This window comes from Sphingobium fontiphilum, assembly GCF_014196635.1.
Classification (GTDB): Bacteria; Pseudomonadota; Alphaproteobacteria; order Sphingomonadales; family Sphingomonadaceae; genus Sphingobium; species Sphingobium fontiphilum.
The window spans coordinates 346,150-359,912 of sequence record NZ_JACIEB010000002.1; the positions used below are offsets into that span (position 1 = coordinate 346,150).

General features: G+C 63.9%; 11 protein-coding genes and 1 tRNA gene. 2 read left to right on the forward strand and 10 right to left on the reverse strand.

Features of this window, described 5'->3' with window-relative positions; all coding sequences use genetic code 11:
* Nucleotides 1-51: 51 nt before the first annotated feature.
* On the forward strand, nt 52-1,665 hold the full coding sequence (locus GGR44_RS05995) for a bifunctional GNAT family N-acetyltransferase/carbon-nitrogen hydrolase family protein (RefSeq protein ID WP_183954544.1): 1,614 nt from the start codon (nt 52-54) through the stop codon (nt 1,663-1,665).
* Nucleotides 1,666-1,860: 195 nt separating this feature from the next.
* Here the strand turns inward: GGR44_RS05995 and GGR44_RS06000 are convergent.
* Both GGR44_RS06000 and GGR44_RS06005 read right to left on the reverse strand, forming a co-directional pair.
* Nucleotides 1,861-1,937: transfer RNA gene (locus GGR44_RS06000), tRNA-Asp, on the reverse strand.
* Between the two features lie 42 nt (nt 1,938-1,979).
* The gene (locus tag GGR44_RS06005; protein ID WP_183954545.1) at nt 1,980-3,134 is read right to left on the reverse strand and encodes an AI-2E family transporter; all 1,155 of its coding nucleotides are present in this window, start codon (nt 3,132-3,134) and stop codon (nt 1,980-1,982) included.
* Between the two features lie 179 nt (nt 3,135-3,313).
* On the opposite strand from GGR44_RS06005, the gene GGR44_RS06010 reads away from it, so the two are divergent.
* Entirely contained in the window at nt 3,314-3,787 is a 474-nt protein-coding gene (locus GGR44_RS06010) for a hypothetical protein (RefSeq protein WP_246344328.1), read from the forward strand.
* A 7-nt stretch (nt 3,788-3,794) separates the two neighbouring features.
* Here the strand turns inward: GGR44_RS06010 and GGR44_RS06015 are convergent, their stop codons facing one another.
* From GGR44_RS06015 to GGR44_RS06050, 8 genes are all read right to left on the reverse strand, one after another.
* A complete protein-coding gene (locus GGR44_RS06015) occupies nt 3,795-5,081 on the reverse strand; it encodes a dihydrolipoamide acetyltransferase family protein (protein WP_183954546.1) in 1,287 nt (428 codons plus the stop codon).
* Between the two features lie 6 nt (nt 5,082-5,087).
* Nucleotides 5,088-6,092 (reverse strand): alpha-ketoacid dehydrogenase subunit beta, encoded by a 1,005-nt coding sequence (locus tag GGR44_RS06020; protein ID WP_183954856.1) that lies wholly within the window; start codon nt 6,090-6,092, stop codon nt 5,088-5,090.
* 234 nt (nt 6,093-6,326) lie between these two features.
* Nucleotides 6,327-7,601, reverse strand: coding sequence for a 3-methyl-2-oxobutanoate dehydrogenase (2-methylpropanoyl-transferring) subunit alpha (locus GGR44_RS06025; protein ID WP_425511304.1), 1,275 nt, complete (start codon nt 7,599-7,601; stop codon nt 6,327-6,329).
* A 169-nt stretch (nt 7,602-7,770) separates the two neighbouring features.
* Complete coding sequence (gene thyA / locus GGR44_RS06030; RefSeq protein WP_183954858.1) at nt 7,771-8,694, reverse strand: thymidylate synthase; 924 nt, start codon at nt 8,692-8,694, stop codon at nt 7,771-7,773.
* A 56-nt stretch (nt 8,695-8,750) separates the two neighbouring features.
* Nucleotides 8,751-9,902, reverse strand: a complete 1,152-nt coding sequence (locus GGR44_RS06035) for a GGDEF domain-containing protein (protein WP_183954547.1) — start codon at nt 9,900-9,902, stop codon at nt 8,751-8,753.
* 31 nt (nt 9,903-9,933) lie between these two features.
* Nucleotides 9,934-11,763 carry a M2 family metallopeptidase gene (locus GGR44_RS06040; RefSeq protein WP_183954548.1) on the reverse strand — a complete coding sequence of 610 codons (1,830 nt, stop codon included), beginning with the start codon at nt 11,761-11,763 and terminating at the stop codon, nt 9,934-9,936.
* Between the two features lie 57 nt (nt 11,764-11,820).
* On the reverse strand, nt 11,821-12,582 hold the full coding sequence (locus tag GGR44_RS06045; RefSeq protein ID WP_183954549.1) for an alpha/beta fold hydrolase: 762 nt from the start codon (nt 12,580-12,582) through the stop codon (nt 11,821-11,823).
* A 136-nt stretch (nt 12,583-12,718) separates the two neighbouring features.
* The gene (locus GGR44_RS06050) at nt 12,719-13,744 is read right to left on the reverse strand and encodes an aspartate-semialdehyde dehydrogenase (RefSeq protein WP_183954550.1); all 1,026 of its coding nucleotides are present in this window, start codon (nt 13,742-13,744) and stop codon (nt 12,719-12,721) included.
* Between the last annotated feature and the right edge of the window lie 19 nt (nt 13,745-13,763).

Sequence of the window (13,763 nt, forward strand, 5' to 3'; positions counted from 1 at the left end):
CCTTTTGCTTATGCCAGACATTGCGCCACACACTGCGAAGGGGATAGCGCCATGACGACCACAGCAAGGAAAAGGCTGGAAGTGCGCGTGGCCGTGCCCACCGATGTGCGCGCAATCCAGCGGCTCATCGCCCGCGTCTATCCGGGGATGCCCAATTATTCGCTGGCCACCATCCGGGGCCAGATCAACAATTTCCCCCAGGGCTGTTTCGTCGCCCTCTATGACAACAAGGTGGTCGGATATTGCGCGACCATGCGGGTCAGCAAGTCCATGGCCTTTGCCGTCCACGACTGGGACGAGATCACCGCCAACGGTTTCGGCACGCGCCACAGCGCGGCGGGCGAATGGCTGTACGGCTATGAAATGGCCGTCGACCCCAAGCTGCGGGGCTTGCGCATCGGCCAGCGCCTTTATGACGAGCGCAAGGAACTGGCCGAGGAACTGGACCTGCACGGCATCGTCATCGCGGGCCGGATGCCAGGCTTTTCCCGCGCGCGCCGCCGGGTCGACGGGCCGAAGGATTATCTGGACAAGGTCGTGTCGGGCAGGATCCGCGACCAGGTCGTCAGCTTTCAGCTCAAAAACCAGTTCGAACCCATCGGCGTCCTTGAAAACTACCTGCCCGAAGACAAGGCGTCGGCCGGCCATGCCGCCCATCTCGTCTGGCGCAACCCCTATGTCGATCCGGATGAAGCGCCCGAAATGCGGGTGCCGCGCGGCGTCGAAAGCGTGCGTATCGCCACCTGCCAGCTCCAGGCGCGCGCGGTGAAGGATTTTGCCGAATTTATCGGCAATATCGAATATTTCGTCGATGTCGCCGCCGATTACCGGTCGGACTTCATCATCTTCCCCGAACTCTTCACCCTGCCCCTGCTATCCTTCGAAACGAAGAAGCTGACGCCGATGGAGGCGATCGACCGGCTGACCGACTATACGCCGCTGGTGACCAAGGAACTGGCGCGCATGGCGCTGGAATATAATATCAACATCATCGGCGGGTCGCACCCGACCCAGACAGAGGATGGCGACATCCACAATATCGCCTATGTCGCGCTCCGCGACGGCTCCATCCACACGCAGGAAAAAATCCATCCGACGCCCAACGAAGCCTTTTGGTGGAACATCAAGGGCGGCGATTCGCTCGACGTGATCCAGACCGATTGCGGCCCGATCGGCGTGCTCATCTGCTATGACAGCGAATTTCCCGAACTCGCGCGGCGACTGGTGGATCAGGGCGCGCGCATCATCTTCGTGCCCTTCTGCACCGATTCACGCTTGGGCTATATGCGCGTGCGCTATTGCGCGCAGGCCCGCGCCATCGAGAACCAGTGCTATGTCGTGCTGTCGGGCAATGTCGGCAACCTGCCAAACGTCGACAATATGGACATCCAGTACGCCCAGAGCGCGATCCTGACGCCATGCGACCTGCCCTTCGCGCGCGATGGCATCGCCGCTGAATCGACGGAAAATGTCGAAACGCTGACCATGGCGGACGTGAACCTCGCCGACCTCAGCTGGGCCCGCGCCGAAGGCACCGTGCGCAACCTGCGCGACCGCCGTTTCGACCTCTACCATATCGAATGGGACAGCAATCCCGACCATGGCCATGCGCCCAGCGGCGGCCCGGTGCCCGCAGGCGGGCATAATGCGCCCGGCGGCGGCTGAGAAGGCGCTGTCTAGCCGGGGCGATCCCGCGAGGACCCCCAAGCTGGCCGCGGCGATCAACGCGCTACGACAAGGCCCCGACAGGACCGTCATCGCTTGCGATATTTCGGAGGGGGCTTTCCAGCCGAAGCGGCAGCGGAGCGCCATTCCCGGCGATCAAGCGCCCCGTGAAGGGACGCAAAACAACCGCAAAAATGGCGCGAGTGACGGGGCTCGAACCCGCGACCTCCGGCGTGACAGGCCGGCGCTCTAACCAACTGAGCTACACCCGCGTTCGGTGTGGAGCGGCCGAATATGCGCCACAGCCTCACCTGTCAACCGTCCGTTTTCCGACTGTCGATATTATTGTCGTTTTCCTGGCGCGGCGCGACCGTCAAAGTGCCCCGTTCGAACAGGAAACCGGCGATATCCGGCGTTCCGGCGGCGGCGACCACAGTCTGGATGATGATGAGCAGCGGCACGCCCAACAGCGCGCCCGGCGTGCCCCACACCCATCCCCAGAATGTGATCGACACCAAGATCAGCAAGGGATTCATCGTCAGCCGCCGTCCCAGCACCATCGGCGTCACCATATTCGCCTCGACCAGGTGAAAGCCGATCTGGATAGCGGCGGGCAGCAAGGCCAGCCAGATGTCGTTGAACACCATCAAACCGCCCAACCCCATCAGCACGGCGGCCAGCATCGGCCCGAAATAAGGGATGAAGTTCAGCAGCGCGACAATGCCGCCCCACATCCAGGGCGAAGGCATCCCGATCAGCCACAGGGCGACGCCCACCGCCACGCCCAGACCGAAATTGATGGTGGCGATGGTGATGACATAGGCGCTGGTCGCATCGACCACATTCTGGATGACGCGCGCCACCGCCAGCGCGCCGTCAAAACTGCCCCGGCTGTTGATCGTGCGTCGCCGCAACCGGGTCCAGCCCGCCAGGAAGAAGTAGATGATGAGCAGGCCGAACACCATCTGGATGATCGCCGCGGGCGCGGATGTGGCGGCCAGTTGCAGCAGCGAATGGGGCGCCTCCACCGCCGCCGTCTGCGCCGCCGCCACGGGGCCGCTCGCCAGCATCTGCACGGTTTCGTCGACGAAGTGCTGAAGCTGGGAATAGAAATTGATGACCGGCGCCAGATTGGCCTGAATTTGCGGGATGCGTTCGGGCAGGATGCGGAACCAGTCGGTCGCCGGCACGACGATCAGCACCAGCGCCGTATTGGCCACCGCCAGAAAGCCGACCACCGCCAGCATCGCCGCCAGCCCCGATGGCACATGCCGCCGCTCCAGCCACTCCAGCAGGGGCACGAGCGCGATCGCCACCACCAGCGCCGCCGTCAACGGCAGGAAGAATTCCGCGCCCGCCCGCAGGGCGAAGGGCATGGCCAGCAACAGGCCGAGGCCAGACGACAGGGCGATGGACGCCAGCAGCCGGTCCCGCCGCCGATCCACTTCCTGCTGGTCCCTCTGGGTCACGCCGCGCCGCTCCGTTGCCGCCTGTGCCATGGCTGTGCACCGGCGCGGGGGCGGCCGTCAATCGGCCATCATCGTTGGCGGGCGCTTCACGGATAATAGCGATTTAACCAAATATTGGGGCGACCGTTCTAAACAGCCGACACGAGACCATGAACGGGGCGGACATGCGGTTTCAACGAATGATCGGGCTTATGGGGGCGATCGCCGCCGCGACGCTGGGCGTGACCGCGCCACTGACCGCAGTTCATGCCGCGCCGATCTCGCTCAACACCCAGATGTTCGTCGAACATGTGACGACCGACATCAACGGTCGCGCCCGCCGGGTGCTGCGCGCCGCTGATCGCCTGTCGCCCGGCGACACGCTGGTCGTGGTGGTCAACTGGCGCAACCGTGCGGACCGGGCGATGTCCGGCATCGCGGTGACCAACGCCATTCCCGGCCGGTTGCGAATCGATCCTGCCGATCCCGCCATGCTGGTTTCGGTGGATGGCGGCGCGAACTGGGGGCGGCTCGATCAGCTCTGGCTACCGACGCCGCTGGGCGGCACGCGCCGCGCCACGGCGGAGGATGTGACCCACATACGCTGGCCCATGCCCGGCACCATCGCGCCGGGCCAGGGCGGCCGCATCGCCTATCGCGCCACGGTTCGCTGAACGGCGGTCAGTCAGCGAACAGCATCACCGGATTTTCCAGGCTGCGCTTGAGCGCCTGAACGAAGCTCGCCGCGTCCCAACCGTCGACGACGCGATGGTCGCAACTGATCGACAGGTTCATCAGCTTCGCCGCGACCACGTCCCTGCCCCGGAACACCGGCCGCTCGACGATGCGGTTGGGGCCGATGATCGCCACTTCCGGCCGGTTGATGACCGGCGTCGTCGCAATCCCACCCAGCGGCCCCAGCGACGTGATGGTGAGGGTGGAGCCCGAAAGCTCCTCCGACTTCGCCTTGCCCGTGCGCGCCGCTTCAGCCAGCCGCCCGATCTCGGCCGCCAGTTGCCAGATATTGCGATCCTGCGCGTCGCGGATCACCGGCACCATCAGCCCCGCATCGGTCTGCGTCGCCAGCCCCATATGGACGGCGCCATGGCGCGTCACCACGCCCGCCTCGTCATCATAGCGGGCGTTGAGCATGGGGAAATCGGGCAGCGTCTTGCAAATGGCGACGATCAGCAGCGGCAACAGCGTCAGTTTCGGCCGATCCCCGCGCCCGGCGTTCAATTGCGCGCGCAAATCCTCCAACAGGGTGACGTCGATTTCCTCGACATAGGTGAAATGGGGAATGTGCCGCTTGGCCGCCGCCATATTCTCGGCGATGCGACGCCGCAGGCCGATCACCTTCACCGCCTCGTCCGCACGCTTGGCGCTGCGCCCGGCGGGGCGATAGCCCTGCCCCGCCCCATAGAGAAGATAGGCGTCGAGATCGGCATGGCGGATGCGGTCGCCCGCCGCCTTCACCTGGGCCAGGTCGATCCCCAATTCCTTCGCCCGCGCCCGCACGGCGGGGGAAGCGAGGACGGGCTGTTCGGCAACGGCGTGCTCCTGCAAAGGCAGGAGCCCAGGGCCAGATTGTGCGTTATCGCCATGGGCTCCTGCCTCCGCAGGAGCACTGGCCTGCGGCGCATCCGCCGCCGCCTCCAGCATCGCCTCGCCCGGCGTCTCCGCTTCGATCGTTTCCACAGACGGCGGCGGCGCGGCTGCCTCTTCGCCCTCGACCTCGATCACCACCAGCATCGCGCCGATGGCGACATCCTGCCCCTCCTGTGCCGCCAGCTCGACGATGGTGCCCGCGACCGGGCTTTCCATCTCCACCGTCGCCTTGTCGGTCATCATGTCGGCGATGGGCTGGTCTTCCTCGACCCGGTCGCCAACCTTGACGCGCCAGCCGACGATTTCGGCCGATGAAATGCCCTCGCCAATGTCGGGCAGGCGGAATGTGAAGAGGGCCATGACCGGTCAATCCTTCAATATCTTGCTGATCGCTTCGCGGATGCGCACCGGGCCGGGGAAATAGGCCCATTCCAGGCTGTGGGGATAAGGGGTGTCAAATCCCGTTACCCGCGCGATCGGCGCTTCGAGATGATAGAAACAGCGTTCCTGAACCAGGGATAGCAACTCCGCGCCAAAGCCGCTGGTCCGCGTGGCTTCATGCACGATCAGGCAGCGGCCGGTTTTCCGCACCGACGCCTCGATGGCGTCGATGTCCAGCGGCACCAGCGTACGCAGGTCGATGATCTCCGCGTCCACGCCCATGGCGGCGGCCACGCCCTCCACCACATGCACCATCGTGCCATAGCACAGGATCGTCAGCGCCTCGCCCGCCCGCACCGTCCGCGCCTTGCCCAGCGGAATGCGGTAATGGCCGGTCGGAACCTGGGCATCGCGGTGCCCGGCCCAACTGCGCGCGGGCGTATCATAATGGCCGTCAAACGGACCGTTATAGATGCGCTTGGGTTCGAAGAAGATCGTCGGATCACTATCCTCGATCGCCGCGATCAACAGCCCCTTGGCGTCATAGGGGGTGGACGGGATGACCGTCTTGATACCCGACACATGGGTGAAGATGCCTTCGGGCGACTGGCTGTGCGTCTGGCCGCCGAAAATGCCGCCGCCAAAGGGGGAGCGCACCGTCATCGGCGCGATGAACTCGCCCGCCGACCGGTAACGCAGCCGCGCCGCCTCGCTCACCAACTGGTCGAGCGCGGGATAGATATAGTCGGCGAACTGGATTTCGGGCACCGGGCGCAGGCCATAGGCGCCCATGCCGACGGCCACGCCGATGATGCCGCATTCGGTGATCGGCGTGTCGAACACCCGGTTCTTGCCATATTTCTGTTGCAGGCCCGCCGTGGCGCGGAATACGCCGCCGAAAAAGCCGACATCCTCGCCCATGACGATGACATCGGGGTCGCGGCCCATCATCACGTCCAGCGCGCTGTTGATCGCCTGGATCATCGTCATCTGGGCAGTGGCTTCGGGATCGATGAGAGTGTCAGTCATGAAGCCATCCTTCCCCTCTCCCCTTGGGGGAGAGGATAGCGAAGCTTGCCAGCTTGCTGGCTAGCATAGCTTGGTGAGGGGGTAGCGTCCTATCGTCGGGGCGCATCACCCCCATCCAACCGCGCCTAGGCTCCTTCGTCGCCAAGGCTTCGTATCCTTCTCCCGTCAAGGGAGAAGGTTTGATCGCCAAATCCCTCACAATCCCGCCGCCTTCTGTTCGTCCAGCATCTGCTGCTGCTGTTCCTTCAGATGCCAGGGCATCTCCTCGAACACATCCTCGAACATGCTCTCCATCGGATGGTGCAGGCCATGGCCCAATATGCCGTTCTTTTCCGCCTGGCGCGCGGTGTCGCGCACCATTTCGGCCAGGTCGCGGTCCATCGCCGCCTGGCGATCCTCGTCCCATATGCCGATGGCGATGCAATGCCGCTTCAACCGGGCGATGGGGTCGCCCAGCGGCCAGTGGCTGCCTTCATTGGCGGAACGATAGGCGCCGGGGTCGTCGGACGTGCTGTGCCCCTCGGCGCGATAGGTGAAATGTTCGATCAGAGTCGGCCCGGCATTGGCCCGCGCCCGGTCGGCGGCCCAGCGTGTGGCGGCGTGAACGGCCAATATGTCGTTGCCGTCGACGCGCAGTCCGGCAATGCCATAGCCCACGGCGCGCGCGGCGAAGGTTGTCGCCTCGGCCCCGGCAAAGCCCGAAAAGCTGCTGATGGCCCATTGGTTATTGACGACGTTCAGGATCACCGGAACACGATAGACGCTGGCGAAGGTGCAGGCGGAATGGAAATCCCCCTCCGCCGTCGACCCTTCGCCGCACCATGCCGCCGCGATGCGCGTGTCGCCGCGCGCGGCGCTCGCCATCGCCCATCCCACCGCCTGCGGATATTGGGTGGTGAGGTTGCCGGAAATCGAGAAGAACCCCGCCTCCCGCGCCGAATACATGATCGGCAGTTGCCGCCCCTTCAGCCGGTCGCCCTTGTTCGAGTAAATCTGGTTCATCATGTCGATGATCGGCCAGTCGCGCGCGATCAATATGCCCTGCTGGCGATAGCTGGGGAAACACATGTCGTCGCGCTGCAGCGCGTGGGCCGCGCCGACCGACACCGCCTCCTCCCCCGTCGACTTCATGTAGAAACTGGTCTTGCCCTGCCGCTGGGCGCGGAACATGCGTTCGTCAAAGGCGCGGGTCAGCGCCATGGCGCGCAGCATCTTGAGCAGCGTTTCGGCGGGAAGCCGGGGGTTCCAGGGGCCCGCCGCCTGACCGTCATCACCGAGCACGCGGACCAGGCCATAGGCCAGATCGCGCATGTCGGCGGGCGCGGCGCTTTCGTCGGGGCGCGGCGTAGCGCCGGGCGCGGGGATGTCGAAGTCGGAAAAATCGGCCTCATCGCCCGGCCGGAAACGCGGTTCGGGCACGTGAAGCGAAAGGGGGGGCAGGTTGGGGGGCGGCATATTGGGCCGCGCCATTTCGGACGCGTCGCCTGTCCTCTCACCGGTCTGGGTCACCAACGACTCCATTTTGCTGCATTGCATTATTGTTGCTTGTGGCGGTTATTATATTACAATGCTTGAAGAACGCAAGAACCCCTCCGCCGTTCCGCGGATCACCGGATTTTTTCAGCGATTTAGCGGCGGTTCAGACGGCGACGGGCGCGGCGATATGGCTTTGCGGCGCATAATCCTCGACCGCGAAATCCTCGATCCGATAGTCGAAAATGCTCTCCGGCCGCCGGGCGATTCTCAGGCGCGGCGCCCCGGCCGGCTTGCGCGCCAGTTGCGCCTCCACCAGGTCGGCATGGTTCAGGTACAGGTGGACGTCGCCCCCCTGCCAGACGACCTCGCCCGGCTCCAGATCGCATTGCTGCGCCAGCATCCGCGTCACCATGGTCAGGCCGAATATGTTGAAGGCAAAGCCCAGGCCAAGATCGCAACTGCGCTGGAACAGCAGGCCGTTCAGCCGATTGCCGGCAACATGGAACTGATAGGTCATGTGACAGGGCGGCAACGCCATGTCCGGCACCTCGGCCACATTCCAGCCCGTAAAGAGCAGGCGGCGGCTGCCCGGATTGCGGCGGATATTGTCGACCAGTTCGGCGATCTGGTTATGCCCCCTATCGCGCTTGCGATAGAGGCCGTCACCGGCAGGCTCATAGATCGGCCAGTTCACCCATTGCGCGCCATAGACCGGGCCCAGATCGCCCCAGCGCGCCGCAAAATCGGCGTCGGCGATGATCCGCGCCTCGAACGCATCGCGATCAATGTCTTCGCCCGTCGCCCGGCGATAGACGTCGAGCGGCCAGTCGGTCCAGATATGGACGCCCTGCTTCACCAGTTCGCGGATATTGGTGTCGCCGGTCAGGAACCACAGCATCTCGCGCGCCGCGACTTTCCAGTAGACGCGCTTGGTGGTCAGCAGCGGGACGGCGTCGTCAGCCAGCGAAAAGCGCATCTGCGCGCCCATGATCGACCGGGTGCCGACGCCGGTGCGGTCCACCCGTTCATCCCCGTGCCGCCAGATATGGCGCATCAGGTCCAGATACTGGTCTTCATAATGGGGCATGTCGGACACGGACGGGAAAGGCCTCGCTGGGATAAAGCAAGCCCTCTGCTAGCCCATCAGGCCGCGCCCCGCCATGGGATAACACGATCGCGCCCGGCGTTTTTCGCCTCATAGAGCGCCTTGTCCGCGCGGTGGACCAGATCATCCATATGGCTGTCTTCCGGCAACAGTTCCGACAGGCCGAAACTGGCGCGCAACGCCCGTGGCAGGGTGATGCGCAGGTCGGCTTCCGCTACGCTGCGGCGGATGCGTTCCATCACCTCGATCGCCGCCTCGACAGGGGTGTCGACCAGCAAAATGCCGAATTCGTCGCCGCCCAGGCGGCCGACAACGTCGCCCCGGCGCACGCCGTCATGCAGCAGTTGCGCAAAGCCGCGCAACGCGGCGTCGCCTGCAATATGGCCATGCCCGTCGTTCAGCGACTTGAAATCGTCAATGTCGCAAATGACCATGGTCAAAGGCCGCTTGTGCCGATGCGCGTTGGCGATCGCCCGCCGCGCCGCGCTTTCCAGTCCGCGCCGGTTGAGCACGTTGGTAAGCGGGTCGCGGTCGAGTTGTTCCCGCAACTGTTCGGCCAGATCGCCAGCCACGACCATCACGCCCGCGACGCAACTCGCCACATAGATGGACGGCAAGCCCAGGCCCAGCATGGCGCGATAGGCCTGCAATCCCGCATCGCCCGCCATGAACAGGTCGCGGGCCGAATTGACCACCAGGCCGATCTGAAACAGCGCCAGAAGCGACAGGATCGCCACGAACATGCGCTCGGGCGGCGTCAGACGGCGGTCGACCCTTGTCAGTTCCAACGCCGAAATCGCTATCAGCACACCGACATAACCTGGCCCGAATATGCCGAGAAGCGGTCGGTTCTCGCTGAGAGCGGCGTAGGACGCCACCAGCCCGGCCAGCGCGCTGACCGGGCCCAGCCATGCCAGGCCGGCCGTGCGCCCGGCCCTCTGGCGAACGCCGACCAGCACCAGCACGCTGCTGAAAATGATCGTCATCGCCGCCAGCGCCATCAATATGCCGCTGTGCAACGCCAGTCCGGCCGCGTTCAGCACCCATTGGATGGCCGAAACCGCATAGGATGCCGTCCAGGTGAGGACATGGCGCTTGCGACCGAAATGGACCCACGCAACGCCCATGGCGATCATCATCACCACGCTGGTGAAAAACAGCAGCGCCAATATGATAAAGGCCGGATTCAACGCTGCACTCTCCCTTACGGCATGGCCGTCATCACCATCCGCACTGCTTGCCCTTATTCTGTTTTTTCAGCCACTGCTGCAATGGCGCGAAATAGGCAATCATGGATTTGCCCGAAATGTCTCTCTTTCCGGTAAAGGCTTCCAGCGCATCGGGCCATGGCTTCGAGGCGCCCATTTCCAGCATGGCGTTCAGCTTCTCGCCCACCGCCTTGTCGCCATAGAAGGAACAGCGGTGCAGTGGTCCGGTCCATCCGGCCTGTTTGCATGCAGCCTCATAGAATTGGAATTGCAGGATCCGGGCGAGGAAATAGCGGGTGTAGGGCGTGTTGCCGGGGATATGATATTTGCCGCCCGGATCGAATTTCGTTTCGTCGCGCGGCGCGGGCGGCACAATGCCCTGATAACGCAGGCGCAGGTCGTCCCAGCCCTTTTGATATGCGCCCTCGCCGATGCTGCCGTTGAACACGCCCCAGCGCCATTTGTCGATCAGCAGGCCAAAGGGCAGGAAGGCGACCTTGTCCATCGCCTGCCGCAGCAACAGGCCCAGATCCTTGTCGGCGCCGGGCGCCTTGGCGGGATCAAGCAGGCCGATCTTCACCAGATAATCGGGCGTGATCGACAGCGCGATGAAATCGCCGATGGCCTCATGGAAACCGTCGTTCGCCCCGTCCAGATAGAGATAGGGGTGCTTCTGATAGGCGCGCTGATAATAATTATGGCCCAGTTCATGGTGGATGGTCACGAAATCGTCGCCATTGACCTTCGTGCACATCTTGATGCGGATATCGTCCTTGTTGTCGATGTCCCAGGCGGAAGCGTGGCACACCACTTCACGGTCGCGCGGCGCAACGATCTGCGACCGTTCCCAGAATGTCTGGGGCAAGGGCGCAAGGCCGAGCGAGGAATAAAAGCCCTCGCCCGCCTTCACCATCTTCACTGGGTCATAGCCTTTGGCCACCAGCAGGTCGCCAATGTCATAACCCAGGTCGCCCGCCCCCGCAGGCGCGACGATGTCATAGATATTGCCCCATTCCTGCGCCCACATATTGCCCAGCAGGTCGGCACGGATCGGCCCGGCCTTGGGCTGCACGGCGTCGCCATATTTTTCGTTGAGCTTGGCCCGGGTATAGCAATGCAGTTCGTCGTAAAGCGGCTTCACCTCCGCCCACAGCTTGTCGGTCAGCGCCGCGAAATCATCGGCCGGCATGTCATATTTCGACCGCCACATCGCGCCCGTGTCGGCATAGCCCAGTTCCTTGGCCCCCGCGTTGGCGATGGAAACCAGCCGGGCATAATCGGCCCGCATCGGCGCGCCGACATTGTCGTGCCAGCTCAGCCACATTTCCTTCAACTCTTCGGGGTTGCGGTCCACCCCCATTTTTTCCTCGATGTCGCTACCCCGGATCGGCTCGCCCTTCAGCGTTCCCTTGCCCTTGCCATAGGCGGATTGGAGGCTGGTCGACAGGTCATTGAGCTCCTTCGCCGCCCCGGCGGTGGTCGGCGCGGGCAGCACCAGTTGCCCGCGCAGCATGTCGAGTTGCCGCTTCGTTTCCGCGCTCAGGCCGGGCGCGGTCGCAAGGCGCGCCGCCTCCAGCGCGTAATTCACATTCATTTCCGTGCGGATCGCCCCGAAATAGGCGGCCAGCGCATCGGTATCGTCAGTGATATATGTGGAATTGACCCAGTCGGCGCGCGACGCGATCAGCGAATGATCGAACATCGCCTGCTGGGCCGTGGACAAAAAGGCTTCGGCGTCCGCAGCGGTGGGCGCCGCCTTGGGCGCGGGAGGCGCCTGCTGCGCGAGAACGGGGGTAAAGGCCAGCGAAGCCGCGATGGCGGCCAGAGAAACGGCAATTTTCATGGGAACAGCCCCTGTATTTTCGATATGGGGCAAAAGTGACTTAGGGCAGCGACACAGTCAAGCAGTCAGGAAATCGACCATCGCCGCGCCCAGTTCCTTGCGCGTCACCGCATTCATGTGATTGCCGGGAATTTCGATATAGCGGCCATGGGGCAGCGCATCGGCCAGTTGCTGCGCATTGCCATTTTCCCGGTCATCCGCGCCGCAGATGACGGCGACCGGCTGCTCCAGCGCCTCGATCACCTCCATCGGCGTGTCCGCGAACGCGCCCAATATGTGCAGCATCGCCACCGGATCGCCCTTGGTCGTTTTCAGGAAGGCCTCGGTCATCCATTCCGATGTCCCGCGCTCGAACGTGCCCAGATGGGTGAGCACATTCCTGTAATAGCCGACATTGCCGTGGGTGCGGGTCAACCCGTCCAGCCCCATCCCGCTCAGGATCACGCGCCGGGGCTTGGCTCCCCGCGCCAGCATCCGCGACGTCGTGCGCGCGCCCAGCGAATAGCCGCCCAGATCATAGTCGGTAAGACCCATCTGCTCGATCACGGCCAGATTGTCGCTGGTCAGCGCATCGGGAGGATAGGCCGCCGCGTCATGCGGCTTGGCGCTGTCGCCATGGCCGCGCAGGTCGGGCAGGATCAGGCGGAAACCCGCCGCCACCAGTTGCGCGGCATGGCCATAACGCACCCAGTTGGTCCAGGCGTTGGAGAAATAGCCGTGGATCAGCACCACGTCCCGCCCCTCGCCCATCACATGCACGGCGATGGGCTGACCGTCGAAGCCCTTGATCTCGATCTTTTCGGTCGGAAGCTGGGTCAAGCGATGCAATCCTTCTAAAAACAGGTCTTGCCGCGCGATAAAGGGTCCGCCCGACGCCGTCGAGACGGCAGGGCCATGAAAAAGGGCGCTCGTCCAACCGGGAAAGCGCCCTTCTCTATTGCCTTTAAGAGCTCGCTCAGCCCTTCTTGAGGTGACGACGACCCAGCAGTTCCGCGATCTGCACAGCGTTGAGCGCCGCGCCCTTGCGCAGATTGTCGCTGACGCACCACAGCGACAGGCCGTTGTCCACGGTCGAATCCTCGCGCACGCGGCTGACGAAGGTGGCGTAATCGCCCACGCATTCGACCGGGGTGACGTAACCGCCATCCTCGCGCTTGTCGACCAGCATGACGCCGGGCGCCTCGCGCAATATGTCCTGCGCTTGCCTAGCCGAAATCTCGTTCTCGAACTCGATGTTCAGCGCCTCGGAGTGGCCCACGAACACCGGCACGCGCACGCAGGTCGCGGTCAGCTTGATCTTCGGATCGAGGATCTTCTTCGTTTCCGCGACCATCTTCCATTCTTCCTTGGTGGAACCATCGTCCAGGAAGACGTCGATGTGCGGGATCACGTTGAAGGCGATCTGCTTGGTGAATTTCTTCGCTTCCGCCGGATCGCCGACGAAGATGTTGCGCGACTGTTCGAACAGTTCGTCCATCCCCGCCTTGCCCGCGCCCGACACCGACTGATAGGTGGCGACGACGACGCGCTTGATCTTCGCGGCGTCATGCAGGGGCTTCAAGGCAACGACCATCTGCGCGGTCGAGCAGTTGGGGTTGGCGATGATGTTCTTCTTCTTGTAACCGTCGATCGCGTCCGGGTTCACTTCCGGCACGATCAGGGGCACGTCCGGGTCCATGCGGTAGAGCGACGAATTGTCGATCACCACACAACCGGCCGCCGCCGCCTTGGGCGCATATTCCTTGGTCGGGCCGCTGCCCGCCGCGAACAGGGCGATGTCCCACCCGGCAAAGTCGAAATGCTCGATATTCTGGCATTTCAGGGTCTTGCCGGTTTCCCCAAAATCGATAGTGGTGCCCTGCGACCGCGGCGAGGCGACCGCCGCAATCTCGTCAATCGGGAACTCGCGTTCGGCGAGAATGGTCAGCATCTCGCGGCCCACATTACCGGTGGCTCCGACGACGACGACCTTGTAACCCATGACACAGAACTCCACTAAC